This is a genomic window from Thiohalomonas denitrificans, from assembly GCF_900102855.1.
Taxonomy (GTDB): domain Bacteria; phylum Pseudomonadota; class Gammaproteobacteria; order Thiohalomonadales; family Thiohalomonadaceae; genus Thiohalomonas; species Thiohalomonas denitrificans.
Genome location: NZ_FMWD01000001.1, coordinates 1 through 22,962, shown reverse-complemented (window position 1 = coordinate 22,962; position 22,962 = coordinate 1). Strand labels below are relative to the sequence as shown.

At 58.4% G+C, this 22,962-nt stretch carries 20 protein-coding genes, 2 tRNA genes and 1 pseudogene; 9 read left to right on the top strand and 14 right to left on the bottom strand.

Going from position 1 to position 22,962, the window contains the following annotated elements; genetic code table 11:
* Window positions 1–60: 60 nt before the first annotated feature.
* The 5 genes from BLP65_RS00110 to nfo all read right to left on the bottom strand — a co-directional run bounded on the left by BLP65_RS00110 (window position 61) and on the right by nfo (window position 4,224).
* Window positions 61–1,410 (bottom strand): nicotinate phosphoribosyltransferase, encoded by a 1,350-nt coding sequence (locus BLP65_RS00110; RefSeq protein WP_092991392.1) that lies wholly within the window; start codon window positions 1,408–1,410, stop codon window positions 61–63.
* A 193-nt stretch (window positions 1,411–1,603) separates the two neighbouring features.
* Entirely contained in the window at window positions 1,604–1,867 is a 264-nt protein-coding gene (locus BLP65_RS00105; protein ID WP_092991391.1) for a hypothetical protein, read from the bottom strand.
* Between the two features lie 118 nt (window positions 1,868–1,985).
* On the bottom strand, window positions 1,986–2,723 hold the full coding sequence (cmoA, locus tag BLP65_RS00100; protein ID WP_092991389.1) for a carboxy-S-adenosyl-L-methionine synthase CmoA: 738 nt from the start codon (window positions 2,721–2,723) through the stop codon (window positions 1,986–1,988).
* A 100-nt stretch (window positions 2,724–2,823) separates the two neighbouring features.
* Entirely contained in the window at window positions 2,824–3,060 is a 237-nt protein-coding gene (locus BLP65_RS00095; protein ID WP_092991387.1) for a hypothetical protein, read from the bottom strand.
* A gap of 306 nt (window positions 3,061–3,366) precedes the next feature.
* Window positions 3,367–4,224 (bottom strand): deoxyribonuclease IV, encoded by an 858-nt coding sequence (nfo, locus tag BLP65_RS00090; RefSeq protein ID WP_217631855.1) that lies wholly within the window; start codon window positions 4,222–4,224, stop codon window positions 3,367–3,369.
* A gap of 614 nt (window positions 4,225–4,838) precedes the next feature.
* Here nfo and guaA point away from each other — a divergent pair.
* The 3 genes from guaA to tadA all read left to right on the top strand — a co-directional run bounded on the left by guaA (window position 4,839) and on the right by tadA (window position 8,518).
* Entirely contained in the window at window positions 4,839–6,416 is a 1,578-nt protein-coding gene (gene guaA, locus BLP65_RS00085; RefSeq protein WP_175452379.1) for a glutamine-hydrolyzing GMP synthase, read from the top strand.
* A 427-nt stretch (window positions 6,417–6,843) separates the two neighbouring features.
* Window positions 6,844–8,067 carry a phosphoserine phosphatase SerB gene (gene serB / locus BLP65_RS00080; protein WP_092991383.1) on the top strand — a complete coding sequence of 408 codons (1,224 nt, stop codon included), beginning with the start codon at window positions 6,844–6,846 and terminating at the stop codon, window positions 8,065–8,067.
* Window positions 8,051–8,518 carry a tRNA adenosine(34) deaminase TadA gene (gene tadA / locus BLP65_RS00075; protein ID WP_281180141.1) on the top strand — a complete coding sequence of 156 codons (468 nt, stop codon included), beginning with the start codon at window positions 8,051–8,053 and terminating at the stop codon, window positions 8,516–8,518. Before serB ends, tadA begins: the two co-directional genes overlap by 17 nt.
* A 42-nt stretch (window positions 8,519–8,560) precedes the next feature.
* On the opposite strand, the gene mltF is transcribed toward tadA, so the two are convergent.
* Complete coding sequence (mltF, locus tag BLP65_RS00070) at window positions 8,561–9,970, bottom strand: membrane-bound lytic murein transglycosylase MltF (RefSeq protein WP_092991381.1); 1,410 nt, start codon at window positions 9,968–9,970, stop codon at window positions 8,561–8,563.
* A gap of 159 nt (window positions 9,971–10,129) precedes the next feature.
* Between mltF and BLP65_RS00065 the strand changes: the two genes are divergently transcribed.
* Window positions 10,130–10,220, top strand: a tRNA-Ser gene (locus BLP65_RS00065).
* 86 nt (window positions 10,221–10,306) lie between these two features.
* Here BLP65_RS00065 and BLP65_RS00060 read toward each other — a convergent pair.
* The 3 genes from BLP65_RS00060 to BLP65_RS00050 form a co-directional block, all read right to left on the bottom strand.
* Entirely contained in the window at window positions 10,307–13,060 is a 2,754-nt protein-coding gene (locus tag BLP65_RS00060) for an EAL domain-containing protein (RefSeq protein WP_092991379.1), read from the bottom strand.
* Window positions 13,061–13,343: 283 nt separating this feature from the next.
* Window positions 13,344–14,504: a lipid A deacylase LpxR family protein gene (locus tag BLP65_RS00055; protein ID WP_092991377.1), complete on the bottom strand. Its 1,161-nt coding sequence runs from the start codon at window positions 14,502–14,504 to the stop codon at window positions 13,344–13,346.
* Window positions 14,505–14,683: 179 nt separating this feature from the next.
* Window positions 14,684–15,202 (bottom strand): hypothetical protein, encoded by a 519-nt coding sequence (locus BLP65_RS00050; RefSeq protein ID WP_092991375.1) that lies wholly within the window; start codon window positions 15,200–15,202, stop codon window positions 14,684–14,686.
* A gap of 98 nt (window positions 15,203–15,300) precedes the next feature.
* Here BLP65_RS00050 and BLP65_RS00045 point away from each other — a divergent pair, with 98 nt between their 5' ends.
* On the top strand, window positions 15,301–15,741 hold the full coding sequence (locus BLP65_RS00045; RefSeq protein ID WP_092991373.1) for an Rrf2 family transcriptional regulator: 441 nt from the start codon (window positions 15,301–15,303) through the stop codon (window positions 15,739–15,741).
* 32 nt (window positions 15,742–15,773) lie between these two features.
* On the opposite strand, the gene BLP65_RS00040 is transcribed toward BLP65_RS00045, so the two are convergent.
* The 4 genes from BLP65_RS00040 to BLP65_RS00025 are packed head-to-tail and all read right to left on the bottom strand — an operon-like array spanning window position 15,774 to window position 18,992.
* Window positions 15,774–16,382 carry a hypothetical protein gene (locus BLP65_RS00040; RefSeq protein WP_092991371.1) on the bottom strand — a complete coding sequence of 203 codons (609 nt, stop codon included), beginning with the start codon at window positions 16,380–16,382 and terminating at the stop codon, window positions 15,774–15,776.
* Window positions 16,379–16,981 carry an SCO family protein gene (locus tag BLP65_RS00035; protein ID WP_092991369.1) on the bottom strand — a complete coding sequence of 201 codons (603 nt, stop codon included), beginning with the start codon at window positions 16,979–16,981 and terminating at the stop codon, window positions 16,379–16,381. The genes BLP65_RS00040 and BLP65_RS00035 overlap by 4 nt, the downstream gene beginning before the upstream one ends.
* Window positions 16,981–18,453: a cbb3-type cytochrome c oxidase subunit I gene (locus tag BLP65_RS00030; protein WP_092991367.1), complete on the bottom strand. Its 1,473-nt coding sequence runs from the start codon at window positions 18,451–18,453 to the stop codon at window positions 16,981–16,983. Before BLP65_RS00030 ends, BLP65_RS00035 begins: the two co-directional genes overlap by 1 nt.
* Entirely contained in the window at window positions 18,450–18,992 is a 543-nt protein-coding gene (locus BLP65_RS00025) for a cupredoxin domain-containing protein (protein ID WP_245688187.1), read from the bottom strand. The genes BLP65_RS00030 and BLP65_RS00025 overlap by 4 nt, the downstream gene beginning before the upstream one ends.
* A gap of 213 nt (window positions 18,993–19,205) precedes the next feature.
* Here BLP65_RS00025 and BLP65_RS00020 point away from each other — a divergent pair, with 213 nt between their 5' ends.
* The 4 genes from BLP65_RS00020 (at window position 19,206) to BLP65_RS16555 (ending at window position 22,623) form a co-directional block, all read left to right on the top strand.
* A complete protein-coding gene (locus tag BLP65_RS00020; RefSeq protein WP_092991365.1) occupies window positions 19,206–20,426 on the top strand; it encodes a 2,3-bisphosphoglycerate-independent phosphoglycerate mutase in 1,221 nt (406 codons plus the stop codon).
* A 144-nt stretch (window positions 20,427–20,570) separates the two neighbouring features.
* Window positions 20,571–20,660, top strand: a tRNA-Ser gene (locus tag BLP65_RS00015).
* A gap of 736 nt (window positions 20,661–21,396) precedes the next feature.
* Window positions 21,397–21,939: a heavy metal-binding domain-containing protein gene (locus tag BLP65_RS17270; RefSeq protein WP_092991363.1), complete on the top strand. Its 543-nt coding sequence runs from the start codon at window positions 21,397–21,399 to the stop codon at window positions 21,937–21,939.
* A 105-nt stretch (window positions 21,940–22,044) separates the two neighbouring features.
* Complete coding sequence (locus BLP65_RS16555) at window positions 22,045–22,623, top strand: hypothetical protein (RefSeq protein ID WP_139181388.1); 579 nt, start codon at window positions 22,045–22,047, stop codon at window positions 22,621–22,623.
* A gap of 16 nt (window positions 22,624–22,639) precedes the next feature.
* On the opposite strand, the pseudogene BLP65_RS17045 reads toward BLP65_RS16555, so the two are convergent.
* Window positions 22,640–22,962 (bottom strand): annotated as a pseudogene (locus BLP65_RS17045) (IS4 family transposase); the annotation flags it as partial.

Here is a 22,962-nt window from a genome sequence, read left to right as displayed (position 1 = left end):
GCGCCTGGGCTCCTGAATCCCGGGTTCACTGACGATCGAACAGCAAGGCGCTCCGGATTGCTATTGCCTTGCCTGGTCGGTCACGAAGCGATCCACCGCCTCGGTGAGCTCTTTTAACGCATTCGAGACATGGACCGGGTAAGACGCGGGTCCCAGACCACGCAGGGGAGCGGGCAGCGTTGCCAACTGCCGGGCAGCATGCTCTCGGCTCTCCGCCAAGGTCGGTCGCCGACCGACCCGTTTACCGCCACGCATGACCGGCTGCAGCAGCGCTTCACCACCGGGCTCTTCCCCCTCCCGGGCAATGGTATCACTGGACATGATGCCATTGTCATAGTGCCGGAAGACCTGTTTTCGCCCGGGTAGCATCTCTTTGCCTTCGGAGCGCTTGCGGCGCGCCTGCCCCGCATACTCGGTCAGCTTGTAGGCGCAATTGAGATAGGGGGCATCGGAAGAGGTATCCAGACGGGTGCCGATTCCAAAACCGGAAATCGGGGCCGACTGATTTTCGAAGTCAGCCAGCTTGTGTTCGTCGATATCCCCACTGGCAAAGATGACCGTCTGGTCGAGACCACCGGCATCCAGAATCTTCCGGACTTTGCGGGCATGTTCGGCCAGATCACCGCTGTCGAGCCGGACGCCTTTGATGGCGATCCCATCGGCCTGCAGACGCGGCGCCAACTGCACCACCTTTTCGGCTGCCGCCTCGGTATCGTAGGTATCGATCAGCAGAATTACATTGTCCGGCTGGGCCCGGGCGAAGGTCTCGAAGGCATCGGTTTCCCGGGCGTGGGCCTGTATGAAGGAGTGCGCCATGGTCCCGTAGAGCGGAATACCGAAGGCGGGCCCTGCATAGACGGTGGCCGTACCGGCGAATCCCGCCAGATAGCTGGCCCGTGCGGCATAGAGTGCCGCATCCGCACCGTGGGCCCTGCGCATCCCGAAGTCCACCAGTAGCGACCCTTCGGGTGCGGCGAGCATGCAGCGCGCAGCCTTCGAGACCAGCATGGTCTGCAGATGCAGGATGTTGATCAGCCGTGACTCGATCAATTGCGCCTGGGGTAGCGGGGCAACGACCTGAAGGATCGGTTCATCGGCAAAAAAGAGGGTGCCTTCGAGCATGGCATCGACATCGCCGGTAAACCGAAGGCCGGCCAGGTAGTCGACGAAATCGGACCGGAAACGCCCGCTGTCCGCCAGCCACTGCAGCTCTTCTTTTGTGAACTGCAGGTTCTCCAGGAATTCAATCAATTGTTCGAGGCCGGCGGCCATCAGGAAATTGCGACTGTCTGGCAGCTTGCGGACGAAAAACTCGAATACCGCGGTTTCCTCCATAGCAGCCTCGAAATAGCCGTCAAGCATCGTCAGCTGATAGAGGTCGGTCAGCAGAGGAGAGGATCGCAGATCCATGTGAGGTCGCCCGTTTCAGGTTACCCTCTAAGCATTGATGAGCCGACCGTCAGGGTCAAACCAGCCGGTCATATGGGTCCTGGCTGCCTGGATTGGCAGGATTCGGTTCCAGGGCCGAATCGTAAGCGGTGATCAGTTTGCAGGGGAGGGTAACAACCGGCCGGGCCCGAATGGCCCTGCAGGGCTATCCGGTTTAACAGATCGAGGAGGGGTGAAGCTTCGTTTGCGGCTCAGCGGGGTTTGCGGTCAAATAGGCGAAAACTTTCGCCGCGTCGGCTTCGTGCAGATGGAGCCGCAGCAGTTCTGAAAGCAGCGAATCCATAATCGGGTCGGCCGCTCGGCCGGTTTTTCGCTGGCGCAGGTAGAGGCGCAGTCCGGACCAGTCTCCGAGTAGATGATCCACCACCTCATCCAGGAACGAATTATCGGTGGTTGTTGCGAGTGTTGTCGTCTCCATCACTCTTTCTCCCTATTGAACGTTAGGCCTTCGTGATGACTCTACTGTTTCAATGGGAATACTGGCGTGAACCAGATCAGTTTATCGGGAGAGCTGCAGCCGTGACGTCGTCTCGTTCTCAGGGGGTCTTGAAGGCCGCCATGGAGGCAAAATTGAAACAGCGAAACCAGTTGTGGACGTCTCCGAACCCGGCGTTTCGGAGACGGCTCGTGTGTGCTTCAAGACTTTCGGGAAGGAGAACGTTCTCCAGGGCGGTCCGTTTTTGGCTGATGGCGAGTTCCGAATAGCCGTTGGCTCGTTTGAAATCCAGGTGCATGGATTCCTGGAATTGCTGTTCCCTTTCGTTTTCGAAGACGACCTTCTCCGACAGGACCAGCACACCGCCGGGGCGAAGTCCCTGGTGGATGCGGTGTAGCAACTCGAGTCGCTCGTCGGGTTCGATAAACTGCAGGGTGAAGTTGAGGACCACCACCGAGGCGTTTTCGATGTGCACCTTGCGAATGTCGGAACAGTGCACATCCACCGGGACCGGGGATGGCTCGGCTTCCAGGTTTGCCCGGCACTGCTCCACCATGGCGGGGGCGTTGTCGACGGCGATAATACGACATTGATCGGCATGCACCCGTCGGCGCATGGAAAGGGTAGCGGCGCCCAGTGAGCAGCCCAGATCGTACAGCGTACTGCCCGGCTGTGCGTAGCGCTCCGCGAACAGGCCGGTGAGGGCGATGACCTCGCCGTAACCGGGGACTGAACGCCGGATCATGTCCGGGAAAACGGACGCCACCCGCTCATCGAAAGTAAAGTCGACGATCATCGGCCGGGGTTCGTCAAAGATGTGGTCGCGCTGTTTTGCCATCTGCCTACTGTACCTTTTATACGGTTTTCGCCAAGGTTTGGAAATGCCGACTTATGTCGGCGAGTTTCCGAACCCTGTGCTCTCCGCGTTATTCGCGGATCTATAGCCAATGGACGAGGTAGTAGAGGCGGAAGCCTTCCGAGGAACGGGAGGGGCCAAGTACCTTGGCCGGATGCCTGCCGCTGTCCGGGTCGGCAGAAGTCGCTGCCTCTTCGGCGCTCTCTTTCAGCTCTACGCAGTTTTCGGGAAACCGGTTGCGCGAACGCCGCGGAGTATAGATCACGGCGTAGTGTTCCTGTACCAGATTGGTCTCGGCATCTCGGGGCAAAGTCGGCATGGTTTTCTCCTGGGGATTCTGGCGGACCGAGTCCGCGCCGGACGAATGCGGTTATCGTCGGGTGGTGATAAAAAATCGCCGCGAGGGCGCGCCTCCTACCGGGAATGTGCCTGCGCTGTCCTTGGTAGGAGGGCCGCCCCCGGCGCGATAATCCGTGACGCCGATTGTCGCGAGGGCGCGCCTCCTACCGGGAATGTGCCTGCACTGTCCTTGGTAGGATGGCCGCTCCCGGCGCTGTTAACCCTTGATGCCAATCGCCGCGAGGGCGCGCCTCCTACCGGGAATGTGCCTCCGTTGCCGGCCCTATCAGGCCGTCTCCGTCTCGTGCTCCAGCGAATAGAGTAGCTCGATCTCTTCCGGCCAGATGGTGTCGTCAATGGTCTCCAGCACCATCGGGATCTCATCGAAGCGCGGGTCCCTCATAATATAGCGAAACGCCTCCAGTCCGATTTTTCCCTGGCCGATGGAGTGGTGCCGGTCGACCCGGGAGCCGAGATCCGGTTTGCTGTCATTGAGGTGCATGCCGCGCAGGTATTTGAAGCCCACCAGTCGTTCGAATTCAGCAAACGTGGTGTCGCACGCCTCCGGCGTGCGCAGGTCATAGCCGGCGGTGAAAGTGTGGCACGTATCCAGGCAGACGCCGACGCGGGATTTATCCTCGACCTGATCAATGATGGCAGCCAGGTGTTCGAAGCGATAACCGAGATTGCTGCCCTGTCCGGCGGTGTTCTCGATGACGGCAATCACGCTCTCGGTCCGGTCCAGGGCCCAGTTGATGGATTCGGCCACGAGACTCAGGCACTCCTCCTCGGAAATCTTACGGAGATGGCTACCGGGGTGGAAATTAAGCAGTGGCAGGCCCAATTGTTCACAACGCTGCATCTCGTCAAGGAATGCAAGGCAGGACTTCTCCCGCGCTTCACTCTCCGGATGGCCGAGATTGATGAGGTAGCTGTCGTGGGGCAATACGTGCTCCGGGGCGATGCCCACCTCCTCCAGATTGGCCTTGAAGGCGGTGATGGTCTCTTTCGTATACGGCTTGGCTTGCCACTGTCGCTGGTTCTTGGTGAACAGTGCAAAGGCTTTGGCGCCGATGGCCCGGGCATTGTGCGGCGCCTTGTCCACGCCGCCAACGGTCTTGACATGTGCTCCGATGCGTTTCACGAGGTGCTGCTCCCCAAATACGTACTGAAAAGGTCGGTCATTATACCGGTTCCGTGCCCGGCTGTCCGGGTTGAATCCTGTCCTTCCGGTCGGGCCGCGAGTGTCCATGAGTCCATCGCCGCGAGGGCGCGCCTCCTACCGGGAATGTGCCGCCGCTGTCCTCGGTAGGAGGGCCGCCCCCGGCGCGATAGCCCAGCGATGCCAATCGCCGCGAGGGCGCGCCTCCTACGGGAGTGTGCCTGCGCTGTGCTCGGTAGGAGGGCCGCCCCGGCGCGATACTCCGTGATGCCTATCGCCGCGAGGGCGCGCCTCCTACCGGGAGTGTGCCTCCGCTGTGCTTGGTAGGAGGGCCGCCCCGGCGCGATACTCCGTGATGCCAATCGCCGCGAGGGCGCGCCTCCTACCGGGAATGTGCCTGCGCTGTCCTTGGTAGGAGAGCCGCCCCGGCGCAATAACCCGTGACGCCAAATGCCTCGAAGGCGGATTCCCGGTCCGGCGGTATTGGGAAAAGTTGCACGGTGTCCACGTTTCCTCGATCATTAGTGGTTTAGCCGGTTTCCGCCCATCAAAAGAGGCCGGCCGGGCCTTCCAAGTATTCGATCCAGAGAGAACTCATGTCCGTGGACATCCATTCCCATCGTATCCTCATCCTCGACTTCGGCTCCCAGTACACCCAGCTTATCGCCCGCAGGGTGCGAGAGGCCGGGGTCTATTGTGAGCTGCACCCGTTCGATATGGAGGACGAGGCGGTCCGCACCTTTGCGCCCGACGGGGTCATCCTCTCCGGCGGCCCCGAGACGGTGACCGCAGCCGAAACGCCGCGGGCCCCGCAGGCGGTTTTTGAACTCGGAGTCCCGGTGCTGGGGATCTGCTACGGCATGCAGACCATGGCGGCACAACTGGGCGGCGTGGTGGAATCCTCGGATCACCATGAATATGGTTATGCCCAGGTCCGGGCCCGCGGACATACTGCCCTGCTCAAGGATATTGAGGACCACACCAGCCCCGAGGGTTACGGCCTGTTAGATGTCTGGATGAGTCATGGTGACCGGGTCATCGATCTGCCGCCCGGTTTCAAGCTGATGGCCTCCACTGATAGCGCTCCTGTCGCCGGCATTGCCGATGAAGAGCGACACTTCTACGGCGTGCAGTTTCACCCGGAGGTGACGCATACCAGGCAGGGCCAGCGCATTATCAATCGTTTTCTGCACGATATCTGCGGTTGCTCTGCCGACTGGACGCCGGGCAATATTATCGAAGACGCTATCGGTTGGGTTCTGGAATCGGTCGGCGACGAGCAGGTCCTGCTGGGTCTTTCCGGTGGGGTCGATTCATCGGTGGTGGCTGCGCTGCTCCACAAAGCCATCGGCGATCAACTTATCTGTGTGTTTGTAGACAACGGCCTGTTGCGTCACCAGGAGGGCGATCAGGTGATGGCCACCTTCGCCGAGCACATGGGTGTGCGGGTGATCCGGGTTGATGCCGAAGAGCGTTTTCTCTCCCGGTTGAAAGGCGTGACCGACCCCGAGCAGAAGCGAAAGATCATCGGCAATACCTTTATCGATGTCTTTGATGAGGAGGCCGGGAAGCTCGAGCGCGTGGCGTGGCTCGCCCAGGGGACTATCTATCCGGACGTCATTGAATCCGCCGGGGCAAAGAGCGGTAAGGCCCATGTGATCAAATCGCACCACAACGTGGGCGGACTGCCGGAGGAGATGAATCTCAAGCTCCTGGAACCGCTGCGTGAACTGTTCAAGGACGAAGTACGCAAGATCGGGGTCGAACTCGGCCTGCCTGCCGACATGGTCTACCGCCATCCCTTTCCCGGACCGGGGCTTGGGGTGCGCATTCTCGGTGAAGTCAAAAAGGAGTACGCGGATATCCTGCGCCTGGCTGACCACATCTTCATCGAAGAGCTGCGCAAGCAGGATCTCTACGATAAGACGTCCCAGGCGTTCTGCGTCTTCCTGCCGGTCAAATCGGTGGGTGTCACCGGCGACGGCCGCCGCTATGAATACGTGGTGGCCATGCGCGCCGTGGAGACTATCGATTTCATGACCGCCCGCTGGGCACACCTGCCCTACGACTTCCTCGATCACGTCTCGCGACGCATCGTCAACGAGATCAACGGCATCTCACGGGTGGTCTATGACGTTACCGGCAAGCCCCCGGGCACTATCGAATGGGAATGACCGCAGTGGCGAGGAAAAACAAGTGGATTGCGAGTCCTCTCTGGTAACCACGGGGTGCACGGGGACCACGGGGTAAAACAAGTTGTTCGGTTTTTTCTCCCCGTGCGCCGTGTTCCCCGTGTTTCGAAATTCAAGGGTGAGAACGCACGTTGTACCGTAGGATGGGGTGAGTAAAACGAACCCCATCGCTACCCTGAGTGTATCGCGTTCGGAGTTGCGATTCGGCACGCGCTCGATGGGGTTCGCAGGCTCACCCCATCCTACATTTGGTGTAGCGACGTTGAGTTCTTCAGGAGGAGCCTGGGCCATGCGACAACCTGGTTTGAGAGTGAGATTGCTTCGTCGCTTGGGCTCCTCGCAATGACCGCGGTGGGTAACTCGCCACTCGCCACTCGCCACTAGTAACTAACAACTAACCACCGCCTCTATGAGTGAAGTCGTCCTGGTTACTGTAGTAGGACCTGACCGGCCGGGGATTACCGCGGCCCTGACCGGCTGTCTTGCGAATTACAACGTCACGATCCTGGATGTCGGGCAGTCAGTGATCCACGATACTGTATCGCTTGGGATGTTGATCGAGCTGCCCCGGGACGCAGGCGGCTGCCTGGTATTCAAGGACCTGTTGCTCAAGGCCCATGAACTGGACCTCAATGTCCGCTTTACGCCGGTCAGTGAAGAGGACTACGAACAGTGGGTTGCGGCCCAGGGGCAGTCGCGCCATATCGTCACCCTGCTGGGCCGTCAGATCAGTTCCCGTCATCTGGCCCGGGTGGCGGAGGTGGTGGCACACCACGGACTCAATATCGACAACATCACTCGCCTGACTGGCCGTATTTCCCTGCGCCGGCCTGAAGAGAAGCGCATCGCCTCGGTAGAGCTCTCCATCCGGGGCGATGTTCCGGATTTGACGATGCTACACGCTCATTTCCTGGAGACCGCCCGGGCGCTGGAGATCGACATCGCCATTCAGGAGGACAATATCTATCGTCGTAACCGGCGACTGGTCTGCTTCGATATGGATTCGACGCTGATTCAGGCGGAAGTGATCGATGAACTGGCACGCGAAGCGGGTGTGGAGGAGGAGGTTGCGGCAATCACCCGGTCCGCCATGGCCGGTGAACTGGACTTCGCCGACAGTTTTCGAAAGCGCATGGCCCTGCTCGAAGGGCTGGATGAATCGGTACTGCGTGATATCGCCGAACGCTTGCCCATCACCGAAGGCGCCGAACGGCTGATCCGCAATCTGAAGCGCTTCGGATACAAGGTGGCCATTCTCTCCGGCGGCTTTACCTTTTTTGCCGAACACCTGAGGCGCAAGCTGGGCATCGATTATGTGTTCGCCAACCCGTTGGATATCCGCCAGGGTAAACTGACCGGGAAAGTGAAAGGCGAAATCATCGACGGCCGGCGCAAGGCCTATCTGCTGCATCAGCTGGCTGCGCAGGAGGGGATCTCACTGGAGCAGGTGATTGCCGTCGGTGACGGAGCCAATGATCTCCCGATGCTCTCTATCGCCGGGCTCGGCATCGCCTTCCATGCCAAGCCGGTGGTCAAGGAGCAGGCCCAGCACGCCATCACCACCCTCGGTCTCGATGCCATTCTCTATCTACTCGGCATGCACGACCGTGACCTGGCTGAAACCGGTGGGTGACGCGGAGACCGATATCCGGTTTATGGAGCACGCCCTCAAGCTGGCCCGCCGTGCGGGAGAGGAAGGGGAGGTGCCGGTAGGCGCGCTCATCGTGCGGGATGGAAACATCATCGGTGAAGGCTGGAACCGTCCCATCGCGGAGCACGACCCAACCGGACACGCCGAGATCCGGGCATTGCGGGATGCGTCCCGGCGGGTCGGCAACTATCGCCTGTCGGGTACTACGCTTTATGTCACCCTGGAGCCTTGCCCGATGTGTGCCGGCGCCATGGTTCACGCGCGCATTGCACGGGTGGTTTTCGGTGCGGCCGATCCCCGCACCGGCGCGGCAGGCAGCGTTTTCAATCTTCTGCAGAGCGAACAGCTGAATCATCGTGCCGCCATTACGGCGGGGATTCTGGCGGAAGAATCGGGAGATCTGTTGCGTCGGTTTTTCCGTTCGCGGCGTTGATGTGGCGGGCTCTGAAAGTATCGCCAAGCATGCAACAGTACCCTAGAGTGCGGGACTGGCGATGGTGAAATTGGCTTGGAGTTCCTCGGGAGAGGGCTTCTCCTGGTCCGTCAGCCAGGTAAGGATGTCGTAGTAGCTCCGGATGTTCCCGACGTAAGTCGCGGCCTCATTACCGCGGGCATAGCCGTGTTTGGTGTTTTCGTACCACGCACGCTTGCGTAACAGTGGCAGGTTTTTCTTAACGTTCTTCCAGACATCGGCATCTTCGCCCTTTCTCTGGGTAATGATGCGTGCGTCGTTCAGATGGCCATATCCGATGTTGTAGGCCGCCAACGCCATCCATACACGATCCGGATGATCGATGCGCTCCGGTACCAGTTCAATCAGTTTACGCGTGTAACGGGCACCGCCCTCGATACTCTGCCAAAGGTCGGTTCGCTTCTGCACACCCAAGAATCGTGCGGTTGCCTGGGTGAGCATCATGAAACCGCGTACCCCGGTTGGCGATACTGCCTTCGGATCCCAGTGTGATTCCTGGTAGGCCATGGCGGCGAGCAGGCGCCAATCCAGGTCGTTCTCTGCGGCGGCTCTCTCCAGCAATTCGCGGTAATCAGGAAGCCGTTCGCGGATATGGCGCATAAACATGTGGGTGCCGACGTAGTCGAATTTCTCGACGTGGCCGTAATGGCGTTCAATCAGCTGCGCAAGTCTGCCATTTGCCTTGAGACGTTCGAAATAGTCGACGGCAGCGTCGTAGAGGCTATCGTCCGGACCCCTCGGAAAAGCCCACGCCAGTCCCTGTGGGTCTGAAATATCAAAGGCGGCACGTAGTTCCGGATAGAAGCGCTGGTTCAGGCGCAGTTCGTTGGAATCGGCAATCGTGAAATCGGCGGCCTTTTCCGATACCCGCATCAGCAGTTCTTCAGTCTCCAACTCACCATTTTCCATCCAGGTCAGTTGTGGATGGGCTTTCCTTAGTTCTCGCAGACGCTCGGCATGAGAACTGTCTGCCAACACCTCCAGTGTGCCATTGAGTTCCGAAATGCTGTCGGGCCGGTCGACAGTACCCATCCGGTAGACCAGTTGCTGACTGATGGTCTGGTAAGGTGGCGTGAAGCGGGCCCAGTTTTTACGCTCTCTGGTAATCGTCAGGCCGGCAGCGGCCAAATGCGCGCGGCGTTGACGCAGTTCTGAAACCACGTCGGATACACTGGAAACCGTGATCAGTTTCAGCTCGACTCCCAGCTCATCGGCAAAACCTTTAGCAAGGTGGTACTCCAGTCCGGTCGGACCGGCGGGACCTTCATAGTAGGTGGTTGCTGCATTGCGGGTGAGGACCCGCAGCTCTCCCGCTTCCAGTACCCGGTCCAGTTCATTGCTGTAAGAACAGCCGGTGAGGAGGGGCAGCATCAGCAGGCCAGCTGCAACACGCTTGTAGGTGCCAGTGAGCATGGAAGGATGGTTTTGTGGGCGCGGTCACATTTAACCACAAATATAGCCCAATTTCCGCCTTGTCACAGAAATCTATCCGCGTTAAGCTAGCGGGCTCCCTTTCGTAGGGAGGTCCATGCTGTACCAAAACCTGTGCGGATCAGCAGGTTAGAAAAGAACGGAGAGGTGGCTGAGTGGTCGAAAGCGCGCGACTCGAAATCGCGTGACGGGTAACCCCCGTCCGAGGGTTCGAATCCCTCCCTCTCCGCCAATCGCGTCGCCCGGTTCGTTCCCGGCCCCTCCTGTTCCCGTTTCCTGTTTCCTGTTCCCCCTTCCGTTTCCTGTCTATACCAGCTTTTACTCCGGGGAAACCAACTCCTTTGGGGATTTGCTCCATTCGCTAAGCGGAAACGGGCGGCCAAAAAAATAGCCCTGGCCATAATCGATGTTCAGTTCACGCAGCCGGTCGAGGATGGTTTCGTTCTCGACGAATTCGGCACAGGTGCATATTTCCATCAGACCGGCGATATTGCCGATGGCCTCGATCATGGCTGCGGCTACGGGATCATCGGGCAGACGGCGAACGAAAGTACCGTCGATTTTGACCATCTCCACCGGCAGGTTCTTCAGGTAAGTCAGTGATGACAGGCCGGCACCGAAATCGTCCAGGGCGAAATGGAACCCCTGGTGGCGCAGGTGTTGCATGAGCGCCGCCGTGGTCTCCAGGTTGGCGACGGCGGCGGTTTCAGTGACTTCGAAACAGATACGCGCTGGCGGGATGCCGTGCTGACGAATGATGTCGGTCAGGTGATCGGTGGCGTCCGGATCGGATAGGGTGGTACCCGACAGGTTGATGTTGATGATCAATTTCGGTTCTCTTTGCAGTAGCGGACCGATTTTGCGGCTGACGCTCTCCACCACCCAGCGATCAATGTCGGGCATGATGCCGTGCCGTTCCGCTGCCGGAATGAAAGCATTGGGCGGAATCAGTTCACCGTCGCGATCGCGCATGCGCAGGAGTAGTTCCAGATGCGGCGGCAGATGTTTCTTCAGTGGCCGGACTTCCTGGCAGAAGAGTACGAAGCGGTTTTCATCGAGTGCTTCGGTGATGCGGCTGACCCACTGCATCTGGCCCTGGCGGCGGGTCAGTTCCGTATTTTCGGGTGAGTATAGCTGGATATGATTGCGGCCTTTCTCCTTGGCGGCATAGCAGGCAGCGTCGGCTTCGCGGACCACTTCATCCGGTACCGGACTGTCCTCGGCAATCTCCACCAGGCCGACGCTCATGCCAACCTGGAAGGTATTGCCATTCCAGGGAAAACGCAGTTCGCGCACTGCTTCCAGCAGTTTACCGACGACATGGAACGCCTGTTTTCCGTTGCACTTTTTCAGCAATAGGCCGAATTCATCTCCGCCAAGTCGGGCCAGCACATCGGTATCGCGTACATGCCGCCTCATCAGAAAGGCAATCTGGCGCAGCATCTGATCGCCGGCAGTATGGCCTCCGGTATCATTGACCGCCTTGAAGTTGTCCAGATCGATGAATGCCAGTGTGTGGCAATCACCGGTGGTGCGGGCGTGTTCGATCAGTTCACGTAGCTGGCGCTCGAAGGCTCGTCGGTTGTAGAGGTCGGTCAGTGCATCCCGGGTCGCGTGGTAGGTCAGAATCCGGTCGGAATTACGCTCGCGCTCCTTACTCGAGAAGACCACGACGGCGCCGCCCAACTCGCCATTAGCGTTGCGGATCGGTGCGCAGGAGTCGTCGATCGCGGTCTCTGCGCCCTCACGGTTGATCAGTACGTGCCCCTCGCTGAGGACGATGACCATATTGTGCTCGATACAGGTGGCGATTGGGTCGGTCATCGAGGTGTGCAGCCGGTTGTAGAGCTGGAAAACCTTACTGTAATGCTGGCCCTGCGCTTCAGCCAGGGTCCATCCGGTAAGGTCCTGTGCGATTGGATTGAGGTAGCGAATGAGACCGTTTTCATCGACGGCAATTACCGCATCGGCCACCGATTGAAGAATGGTCTCCCGCATCTCATTCTCAAAGAAAAGCAGCTCGGCATTGGTGTGCACGCGCCTGAGGCTGAGCATGGCCAGTGCGACGGCAATCGCGGCCAGTAGTAAATAGATTAGTAGCTTCACCTGGTTCTGATGTGCCCGCTCGCGCAGATGCTCTATGGCCATCGCCGACGCGGTGGAGATCAGAGCGAAGATCTGGTTAATGCGACGGGTGGTGACTTGGTACCACTGATCGGCGGTGAGGGGATAATCGCCGCTGACCGCCGCCGCCAGCATCTGTGCTCCCGGGTCGCTGGTTTGTCCATCCAGGGAAGCCAGTTGTTGGGCGAGCGGTGGATACCCGTCCAGCTCGCTGGTGGATACCATTAGTTCGGACCGGTTGCTATGGGCCAGCCGGTAAGCGAAATGGGCCATCTCCAGCTGGTCATCGGGCATGGGTTCACCGCTGGCGGCGTAGTAGGCCAGCAGTCCGCGTAACTGGCCGGCATTTTCGGCCAGTCGGGCGGCGTTCTCGCGGATTAGGAGGTTAATGCGCATCAGTTCATCCGGTGCACCGGTAGCGAGCATCAGCTCCAGCCGCAGCGCAGCGGCACGGGCATTGAGTTCGGTGGTAGCCTCGAACCATCGCTTCATTGATACCTGTTCACCGCCGCTGGTCAGCTGACGGTCGACCCGTGCGCGGATCTCGGCAAACGCATCTAGTGCGGGCTGCAGTTCCCGGGTGCGGGCAGCGATTGCGTTCGGTCCGTTTTCCGCCAGTTCGGTAGCAACCATTTCGAGCTGGGTGTTGACATGCTGCCAGTTGGCATCCACTTCGGCACGCAAGGCCGCCAGTTCATCCGGGATCTGGCCGGGTGATCGGCTGCCGATCAGGGCCGAGGTCAGGCCACGCTCGCGCGCCTGGGCATCGGCCGCGGCCAGAAGCGCATCAACGACGCCGTTGATGCGTTTAGTGTGACTGATGTCCCGTGTGGATTGCCACGCGTTCTGGCCGAGTGTCAGGCCGAAGACGAGCAGGATCAGACCGGCTAGGGCTACCGACAGATTAATAAGGTTACCGGTGAGGAACGACCGAAGCTGTTTTTGCACTGCAAACCCTCCTTATTGGTGGCAGACGCCCCTTTTCCCGATGGTCTTAGTGCCATCTCCGCTGCCGGTGACCCATCGTCGCTTTTATGTTTTGTGTTGCGGGTCAGGGGAGTAGTTTGGGTAAGGTAACACACCGCTGCAGGTTTCAAGCGCTCAAATGAGCTCAAATGAGCCCAAATGAGTTTATCTGAGCGGGCCGTAGCAGCATTGGTCGGTCGGGCTTGACGGGCTGAAACCCGACCTGCAGAGGTTTGTGCATTCATTTCTAGAGCCCGGACGCCGGTCAGAAGTCGATACTCAGGGCTATGGAACCGTGTGCCTGGTTGACGTCCTGTTCCTCGAATTCGTCGGTACGGTAAACACGCATTACAGCCAATTTGACGCCGTGTCCTGCCACCAGGCCGTGAACACTGATCCCGACCGCAGCCTGGCCAACCCACGGGCGGCGAGTGACGCTGTGACTGGATCGGAAGAGGTTACCGTCGAGTGAAAAGTCGTAGGCGACGAGCTTCGCCTCCAGCGTCCCGAAGAGTTGCACACCCGGACGCACGCGGCGGGCTGCATTGCCGGAGCTACTGTGGACGGAGGCGGAGGGCGGACGATTTTCGGCGCCCGGCCTGATCGGATAAGTCCCGAAGTCGTTGGGCAGGTTCCAGCCGATACGCCCTTCAACGCCCAGAGTAGCGGAGGTTTCGATGTTGCCCACCCGCAGTCCCAGTGAGTGGATGAAATCGCTAGAGAATCCGGGCGTAACCGCCCCCGCCCCCCGAAAGTCTCTGAATTTTCGGTCCATGGCGATTTGCAGGGCCGGCTCATTCTTTAATTGATGGTCCCAACCGGCAAATCGCTCGCTGCCGACCATATCGTGGACCACGTTCTGTGACTCTTCCGCGAGCGCTAGCGGGCCGATAACGCCGAATGTGACCTCACGTGTGTCGAGCATTTCCCGATTGCTGCCTGGGTCATGTTTGCGGCGGTTCCACGACATGCCGACGTACAGCAAGCCCGCATAAGGCCGATCGTCACGAATTAAATCGGTCCTGGTATAGTCCTCCGGCGTGAACATGGACTGACCAAATTTCACGACCACGTTTTGTGTGGGTGCGGAGCCTCCCGCATCGGACCAGAAACCGGGATTTACTGACTGGATGAATTTTGCATGCAGCCGCACCGGTTTCGGCAGGCATCTGGTTTGAAGTTTGCCCGGAATGTCGTGGGATACAGCGGTGAATACCACACCGTTCGTATAGTTTTGGTCTCTGCCGATAAAAAGGTCGTTTTCGAGCCTTGCCGTCCCACCGCGAAATCTGATGGTTTCCTCTGCCTTGCAATCCTCGATAGTGGGGGTGTTTCCATCGGCGGCGACGGCCGGGGCAACGGGCAAAAGCAGCGCGAGAATCCACACGGCTTTTTGCGGCACACGCTTGGCTGCGGAATGCCTCATCAGGCGATACCGATGGGGGTGGCTGAAAAAGGAGGGTCAGTAATGCTGGAAGTCATCCGCGGCAACTGTGAGGCAATAATTGCCGGATATTATCAAAATCTTCCTTCTCGCGCCGGAATGCACCTGTCTGTTCTGGTGGGGCAGGGGGTGCGTTCCTTCAGCACCGACGCTGCTCTGCCTTATCGAGGTGACGCGGATTCCGGCTGCTCTGCAATCACCTCCTGGCGTGGATAGCGCTCGAGGGCCCATTTGGGAAGCGTGCCGTTACTGGCCTGCTGCATGGCCTCCGACTCCATGATAATCAGTACCAACATGGTACCCATCACCGGAACTCCGAAGACCCCACCGACCGCATAATGGCCCGGTTTCAGATCACCGCCTGATATCGCCAGCAGTCCCAGGATAACGGCCCCCGCTACTACCCACATGACCGCGAAGAACACGCTTCGTTTCGCAGCGATCTGCCAGTGACAGACAACGAACCACGGATCCCGATCCTGCGACCGCCTGGCCCGCCAGATGGTGTACCCGAGGATCGCTGCCGACACGATGGGTACGATGAGCACCGTGCCCCGCAGGGAGGTCGCCATCAGCGCTGCAATGAGCAGAAACACATGATTGAATATCAGATTGATCAGGAAAAGTTCATGCGGTGATCTGGCCCTGACGATATCGCTTCTGGAGATCTCCTGGTGCATCTCTTTTACTCCGGGTGGTGGTCGGTGAATGGCAAACCTAATAGACTGATAATTAGTATTTGTAATGCATCTTGGCGATACGAGTGGAGCCCGCCTTTATGAACCTGACACGCCATACGGACTACGCCCTGCGCGTTTTGATGTATCTGGGCAGCCAGCCGGAACGGCTGGCAACCATCTCCGAGATTGCAGAGGCGTACGCCGTTTCCCGCAACCACCTCATGAAGGTGGTGCATGAACTGGGTCGCGCCGGGTTGGTTCGCACGGTCCGGGGACACGGGGGCGGGATTGAGCTCGGTCGCGACCCCGTCGAGATCAACGTCGGTGTGGTGGTGCGGTTGATGGAGGGGAATCTCGACATCATCGATTGTGCCAAACCGGGCTGTCCGATCGTTGCCGCCTGCGGTTTGCGGGGGGTATTGGACGAGGCGCGGGACGCCTTTCTTGCAGTGTTGGACAGTTACAGTCTGCAGGATCTGATTCAATCCCGACGCACCCGGCTGAAGAGCCTGCTTCGAATCGACACCCCAGCCGGCTGACCCTGTAGCGCTCTTCCTGGCGTGCGGTTGCATCATGTTTTCCTCAGGGCCGAAGCTGTTGATGGCGGCAGCGGCCGCGCTGCAAGGCCAGACGGCCGTGAAGGGATGAACGCACGAACAGTCAATGCCGTCGCGACCACAAAGCCGAGCAGCAACAGAATCTGACCGACCAGCGCCTGCTCATCGATACGATAGTTGTTGCAGACCCGAACCGGTGCACTGAGATAGAGCCAGGAGAGCACCCACAGCATCGCGATCAGGTTGCTCCAGACGAGTCCACGGCCGATCGCCGTCAAACGGCGCCAGCTCAACTGGAGCGGGATGCCGACCAGGAGTGGTAGTGAAAGGAATTTCCCGATCTCGTACGCCGTCCCTTCCAGGGCGGCATCCAGGTGGCGGGGCAGCATCCAGAAGAGGGCGGTGATCACCACCAGGGCCAGTCCGGTTACGCCGTACCCGTTCATCGCCTGCAAAGCTTTCCGCGTCCCGGGAGGTAATCCCCGCCCGATCCAGACGCCGCTGAGGACCAGGAGAGGGATCTGCAGCAGCATGTGGCCCGCCATGGTCTGCTCGAAGGCATGGCGTATCGGTGGAAGTGCCAGTATCCCGAAAAGCAACAGGCCTCCGTTCATCTGTTTCATGGGCGGCCCTCCAGAAACACGAGCACGGCTGATGGGTCGTCGTAGTCGAAAATGGCAACCAGACGGCCGCCGGGATCGATTACATACATCGCCGCGTTGTGCTCATAGCCGCCCCACCCGTCGGGAATCACGGTTACCCCGAAGGTATCCAGCAACGCCGGTAACCGGTCGGGTTCGGAAGTCCGGGCAATCGACCAGTGATCGGCATGGGCGCGGTAGCGTCTGGCGTAATATTCCAGCTGCGGCAATTGGTCATGGGTCGGATCAAAACTGATGCTCAGCAGGGACACATCCCGGCCCAGCCGCTTATCGGGCAGCCCATCGCGAATCTCGCTCAGCGTGTTGCCGGCAGTGATGCAGAGATCGGCGCAGCGGGTGTAGATGAAATCCAGTACCACCCAGCTCCCGCGGAACCGTTCAAGACCGAACCGGCTGCCGGTGTGGTCCTGCAGTATCAGCGCAGGAACCGGGCGGGGGGATTCACGGATGTCCAGGCGGCGCGCACCCTCGGTGGTGAAGGCACGCGCCCCGTCCGTGGCTGTCCAGAGCATTCCGACTCCGGTCAGCAGCACAAGGAAGGTTGCCAGAGCGGTTCGCATCAGTTCACTTCGGTTGCCAATGCCACCGGTCTGGTTGCGAACAGCCGTGCCAGAAACTGCAGCGCAAAGACCAGTACCGAGGTGACCACCACGGCCACAAAGGCAGAGGCAATCTGATCGTAGGGGACCCACTGGGGCAGGTGTTCCGCAAACCGGCGCGGCACGCTGTTCGCACCCGAGTAAAGGAACATGAACACGAAGCCCAGCGAGCCGAACATGAAGCCCCAAAACGCCCAGCGACTGAACCAGCGGTCCTCCTGTTCCACGCTCTCTTTCCCGAGGAAATGCATGAACCCGAACAGCATGGAGGCTACGCCGATGAGCAGGTAGAAGTGGAAGTGGCCGGGTACCCAGAGCGTATTGTGCATCACCATGTTGACGCTGATGGTGGCGTCGACGATGGCGGGAATCACCCCGGCGGCCCATCCGAATACGGAGAGCACCAGCAGGCTGGAGGTCACATCCCAGCGCATGCCCGACCGGTAGATGAGCATCAGGGCACCGAAAGTGGTTACGACCAGTACCGGAAGCCCGCTGGTATAGGAGATGACCTGCCCCATGACCATCATCCAGGTGGGCATCGAAAAGTCCATTAGCAGATGGTGCGGATAGACAATCAAGACCATGATGGTGGATGCGGTCCAGGCCGCCAGGAAGGCCTTGTTGGGTTTCCAGGGCCGTTTGGCATAGAGCGGCAGGATCTCGTAGACCGCGATGATGGCCATATAGATGGTCGCGTTGATAAACACGTGCCCGAAGAAGTAGATCAGGTTCTTGGCGAGCAGGGGATCGATGGTGAAGGCGGGCACGTAGAGGTTGACCAGCGTCATGACCAGAATCGCCGCACCGGCGGTAATCCCCAGGATATTCACGATGGTGACCATGGTACTGGCGACCACCGTCGGGGGCGGCGCCTCACCCGAATCGCGGCCAAACAGCTGGGGCCAGCCCAGCCCCTGTCCCAGGCTTCCGTACTGGCGGGTGATGGCGCGCGCGAAATCGAGGTGAAGGATGAGAAAGCCGGTGCCGATCAGCAGCAGACCGCCGAGGAACAGCGCTGCCGCTCCCGTGCCCCAGAGTCCCATGCCCTTGGCCGGCAGCGGATAGAGAAACGTCCAGCCGGCAGCGAAACCGCCGCCCAGAATGCTTCCCAGGATCATCACCACGCCCACCAGGAACAGGAGCAGATTCGCAACGAACAGGGTCCGCGACAGGTCGAGATAACGGCTCGCGAAGTACCACATGATCGCCGCTGAACCCAAGGCAGCGATACCGACCATGCCGGCACCGTGGACGGTGAGTAGCTGGTAGAAGAAACCCGGTGAGATATCCAGCACCTCGCCCTGAGCGAGACGCATGACCAGACCCACGATCATCATCAATAGCAGTACGACGGCGCTGACTGCGACGTAGATGTTCACGAGCGGTTGGGCCGATTGGATATTCCCGCTCTCGTTTGCGTTGGACATCATGCTCCCCCTTCTTCTTGATTCGTCAGCACCTGGAATTCGGCTTTCATCTGGTGGTGGGCTACGCCGCAATATTCGAGGCAGAGGATCTGGTAGGTGCCGGGTTGGTCGAAGACGTGGACCAGTTCATTGGTATAGCCCGGCATCGCCTGGGTCTGGGCAACCAGGCGCATGGACTCGTCGTAGATACCGAAGCCGTGGTTTACATCGGCGCTTTCGACCCGAAACACCACGGTTTGACCGACCTGCGCCTCTGATTCGCTGATTTCCCAGTACCACTGATAACCCATGGCGTCGACGTGCAGCGCCTGCGCGTCGGCGTTTGTGGCGGCGGCATAGGGCATTTTCATCAGAGTGACTCCCATCAGCGGAATACCGGCTGCGGCGAGCGCTACGAACAGCCGCTTCCTCCAGCGGTAGCCGGACTGCTGGATGGCTCCGTACTCGGTTCGCTCACGCGAGCGGGTGATCACCCAGATAAATACGGCCGCGAGGGTTGCGATTGAGACCGTGGTGATGAGCCACGCCGTTTCCTGCATCATGAAATCTTCTCCCCGTAAGATGTATTGCCAATACATCTTTGCGGGCGAGTCGATAAATGTCAAGTAAATTACTGGGTCTTTCCCTGGCTGGTGGATTCGTCACAGGTTTATCCTTCCATGCAGCGCCGGCTGTGCCCGACCCTCCATCGCCGGCTATGGTAAGGACACGGACCTTTTGCAGTAGGGAAACCGCATAAAACGCTCAGGTGCCGAATGACGGAACATGGCGACATCAGTGATGTTTGGGAGGATCTGGTTCAGGGCGGTGGAAAGATCGTCTATCTGGTCCTCGACGGCGGCGGCGGCCTGGCGGACCCGTTTACGGTCCGCACGGCGCTTCAGGGGGCACGAACACCCAATCTCGACCGCATCGCATCGGCCTCCGAAACGGGTCTCATGGAGCCGGTCGGGCCGGGGATCACGCCCGGCAGCGGACCGGGTCATCTGGCCATGTTCGGTTACGATCCGCTCCGCTACCGCATCGGACGCGGAGTCCTTTCGGCACTGGGCGTCGATTTCGAGCTACGGGAAGGGGATGTGGCCGCCCGGGTCAATTTCGCCACGAGTGAAGCGGGAAAGGTGGTGGATCGGCGCGCAGGACGCCTGGACTCCGACGTGAACCGTCGTCTCTGCAAAAAGGTGCTGGACTCCCTCGAGCTGGAATTTGACGGTGAGCTCTACCTGGAAACCGTCAGCGAGCATCGGGCCGTGCTTGTGCTGCGCGGGGAAGGGCTTGGCGGCGAACTGACCGATACCGATCCGCAGGCGACCGGCCGTGAACCATTGCCGCCGCAGGCGCAGGATGAGGGCTCGCGCCGAACCGTCGAACTGGTCAATCGTTTTCTGGAGCAGGCCCATCGGGCGCTTGCCGGAGAACCGGCCAATACCCTGTTGTTGCGGGGCTTTCAGCGCTATTCACCCCTTCCGTCCATCCAGCAGCGTTTCGGACTGCGCGGCCTCTGCCTGGCGCAATATCCGATGTACCGCGGGGTCTCCCGCCTGTTGGGAATGAAGTTGGGGCCCCGCCCCGAAAGTGTCGAAGCCATGTTCAAAGCCCTGCAGCAGCGGTATCACGATGAAGACATCGACCTGTTTTTCCTGCACGTAAAAGGCACCGACAAGGCGGGTGAGGATGGCGACTGGGTGGCCAAGGTGGCTGTCATTGAAGAAGTGGACCGTCTGTTACCTCGCGTGCTGGCCATCGACCCGGATGTGCTCGTCATCACATCCGACCATTCGACCCCGGCGGTGATGGGGCGCCACAGCTGGCACCCCGTCCCGACCCTGATTCGTTCCCAATACGCCCGCATCGACGCCACCCAGCACTTCGATGAAACGGCCTGTGCGACCGGTAGCCTCGGGCTTCGTCCCGGCCTGCACCTCATGGGACTGGCACTGGCCAATGCCGGCCGTCTGAAGAAGTTCGGGGCCTGATCGACGGATTCAGTTTAGGGTAGGGCGGGTGGCCTTGCGTCAGCCATCCATCTGGTTTAACCTTTCGCGTCTTCCACGGGCGGGTCTGTTATTCCGAACTCCGGAACGCTGCCAAGCGCGACGCCCCGGCAGGAAGTCATGATTGGAGAGGTGTCCGAGCGGTCGAAGGAGCACGCCTGGAAAGTGTGTGTACCCTAACCGGTACCGAGGGTTCGAATCCCTCCCTCTCCGCCATTCAAATGATGGATTCCCAACGATTCAAGCCTGAAAGCAGGTTCGAGCCAGAGTCGGCTCTCAGAAGTCCACGCTCATTTTTCCCAAACTGATTGACCCCCGAGCGCCCCCCCCGACCGGTTGACACCCTTCGGAATATCCATCGCCCAACTTGCCATACCTCCGCCTAACCGATAATGTCATCCTTTACCAGACGCCACCGGAACCGAAGCGTCGCAAAGACGAAGAGACGGATATCGCCATGGCAGCCGCTCCCGGACCCGACATCAGACATCCACTACACCGGCCGGCCAACATCGACCAGGCTGTCGTCGTCACGCCCCACGCAAAGCTGAACCCATTCGGCCCGTTCGCTCAATACATCGACTTCTCTATTTCGCCGGCGCGTCTACCGGACTGCGCACCACCGGAACCCAACTTGGTTCCTTGGTGCCAACCACGTTCTTGCCATCACCGATTTTCGGCGGTTTTGCGGCGAGCGACCGCCTATCCACACAAGAAAATCAACAGTATTAGTTAGTTTTCAAGGGACAGCATGAACCTCAACTTATGGCAATGGCAGTTACATACCGAGAAAAAACCTAACGTTAGCCCGGGAAAAAGAAGCGCAAGACGCTAAGCACCTGGGTTCGGATCGACCCGAACGACGTGTTCGAATCCAACCAATGTAGACCATGCCGTCATTTTGAATTGGCCGCCATTCACATAAGAAATAAGAATTTCGTTTGGAGCTACGATGGATGATTTTTTAATTTGCCCGAAATGCGACAAAGAGACGTTCCATACTGAATCAGTTTGCGCCTTTTGCGGAGTGAGCCTTGAAGGTGTACGAACTCAATATGTAAAAGACCAAAAGGCAGCTTCTGAAGCGAAAGTAAATGAGGCGAAGCGAACTGGTGATTATTCTAAATTATCAGTTACAGAGATCGAGTCCTTATCAGATAAAATCATTGTAACAACGGAAGCAGTTATGCAAGGTTACAGCGTAACTCGAAGATTTGATGTTATTAGCTCAGAATGTGTATTTGGGATGAACTTGTTTCGGGACTTTTTCTCTGGAATGCGTGACTTGTTTGGTGGCAGGAGCGCTGCTTCCCAAAAGGTTTTGAGGGACGCAAGACGTATATGCCTTATGGAGCTAAGAAGGGAAGCGCTAATGTTGGGTGCGAATGCAGTAATAGGGGTCGACTTGGATTATAGTGAAATATCTGGCGGTGGGAAGTCAATGCTCTTTCTTGTGGCCACCGGAACAGCCGTCAATGTTGACCCTGTGGCATAAAGGTATTTGCTTATTCCTAATCAAGGGCTTACGGAAGTTTGAGCTACGCGGGCGCTCCGTAGCTTTAGTGTAAAAAACGCGGACATTTTAAAAGGAGGTTTTAGTTTGAGATTCGTAATAATATGTATCTTAATTACTACCGCTTCAGGGTGTGCGGTCCAACAAGAAAGAGTAACACGTGATGAGTTTTTGAAATTTTCCACTAAAGAATATTTTGGTTTTAATCAACAACAAATAATTAGTGCATCTGAAGAGCTATTTAATTTATCAGATGGTAATGACTATGAGTTTTCGTATACTAAAAATGGAATAACTGCCGGTAGATTTTACAATGTTTACATGGTATTAGCTGTTGATCAAGGGAATATCATTTGGAATATAGAGACATTTCCGACTGACGATGGTGTAATCGTTGAAGTTATTGTGGAAAATCACAAAGGTGGTTTTCTTTCGCCAACAACGACATTTGCGTACAATGATCCAGCTAATTACGAACTATATTTCAAAAGATTAGATTATATGCTGGGTATTAGTGATACATGGCTCACATGCGAATTAGCAAAATCTGTATTTGAAGAAAGAGAAGATGTTTGGGGTGTTTTAGATCCTTGGTGTTATGTTACCAATGATGCTGTGCCAGCATCACCGCTCATAAAAACCAAAAAGAGCGGGGTCGGACCCTGAAGGATCCCCACGAATTTCACGAAGACACGGCTAATTCTGGACCCCGGAAGATTGTCCTGATTTGTCGTAGCTTTGTAGTTGTCATCTGAATGTCGCCCCGCGAGATCACTCGCAGCCCCAGGAAGACGCAGGACAGGACGGCTCGGGAACGGATGGTATTGGCTTGGTAGCCTCGGTCAATTCCCTTAGACCGAGCAGCCTTCCCGAACAACCAAGCGACAAAAACGGCCAGCGCATTGACTAGTAGTAGAACCGAATAGCGCTCTGTCGAGCGTGAGCGGGCGCGCTCTAGACCGAAGCCGTAGTACTCGCTCTTGGTATCGCGAAAGTTCTCCTCAA

What these genes read in the sequence shown, in the direction of transcription:
- BLP65_RS00110 (WP_092991392.1), bottom strand. Translation starts at nt 1,410, where the DNA reads ATGGATCTGCGATCCTCTCCTCTGCTGACCGACCTCTATCAGCTGACG.
- BLP65_RS00105 (WP_092991391.1), bottom strand. Translation starts at nt 1,867, where the DNA reads ATGGAGACGACAACACTCGCAACAACCACCGATAATTCGTTCCTGGAT.
- cmoA (WP_092991389.1), bottom strand. Translation starts at nt 2,723, where the DNA reads ATGGCAAAACAGCGCGACCACATCTTTGACGAACCCCGGCCGATGATC.
- BLP65_RS00095 (WP_092991387.1), bottom strand. Translation starts at nt 3,060, where the DNA reads ATGCCGACTTTGCCCCGAGATGCCGAGACCAATCTGGTACAGGAACAC.
- guaA (WP_175452379.1), top strand. Translation starts at nt 4,839, where the DNA reads ATGTCCGTGGACATCCATTCCCATCGTATCCTCATCCTCGACTTCGGC.
- serB (WP_092991383.1), top strand. Translation starts at nt 6,844, where the DNA reads ATGAGTGAAGTCGTCCTGGTTACTGTAGTAGGACCTGACCGGCCGGGG.
- mltF (WP_092991381.1), bottom strand. Translation starts at nt 9,970, where the DNA reads ATGCTCACTGGCACCTACAAGCGTGTTGCAGCTGGCCTGCTGATGCTG.
- BLP65_RS00055 (WP_092991377.1), bottom strand. Translation starts at nt 14,504, where the DNA reads ATGAGGCATTCCGCAGCCAAGCGTGTGCCGCAAAAAGCCGTGTGGATT.
- BLP65_RS00050 (WP_092991375.1), bottom strand. Translation starts at nt 15,202, where the DNA reads ATGCACCAGGAGATCTCCAGAAGCGATATCGTCAGGGCCAGATCACCG.
- BLP65_RS00045 (WP_092991373.1), top strand. Translation starts at nt 15,301, where the DNA reads ATGAACCTGACACGCCATACGGACTACGCCCTGCGCGTTTTGATGTAT.
- BLP65_RS00040 (WP_092991371.1), bottom strand. Translation starts at nt 16,382, where the DNA reads ATGAAACAGATGAACGGAGGCCTGTTGCTTTTCGGGATACTGGCACTT.
- BLP65_RS00035 (WP_092991369.1), bottom strand. Translation starts at nt 16,981, where the DNA reads ATGCGAACCGCTCTGGCAACCTTCCTTGTGCTGCTGACCGGAGTCGGA.
- BLP65_RS00030 (WP_092991367.1), bottom strand. Translation starts at nt 18,453, where the DNA reads ATGATGTCCAACGCAAACGAGAGCGGGAATATCCAATCGGCCCAACCG.
- BLP65_RS00025 (WP_245688187.1), bottom strand. Translation starts at nt 18,992, where the DNA reads ATGATGCAGGAAACGGCGTGGCTCATCACCACGGTCTCAATCGCAACC.
- BLP65_RS00020 (WP_092991365.1), top strand. Translation starts at nt 19,206, where the DNA reads ATGACGGAACATGGCGACATCAGTGATGTTTGGGAGGATCTGGTTCAG.
- BLP65_RS17270 (WP_092991363.1), top strand. Translation starts at nt 21,397, where the DNA reads ATGGATGATTTTTTAATTTGCCCGAAATGCGACAAAGAGACGTTCCAT.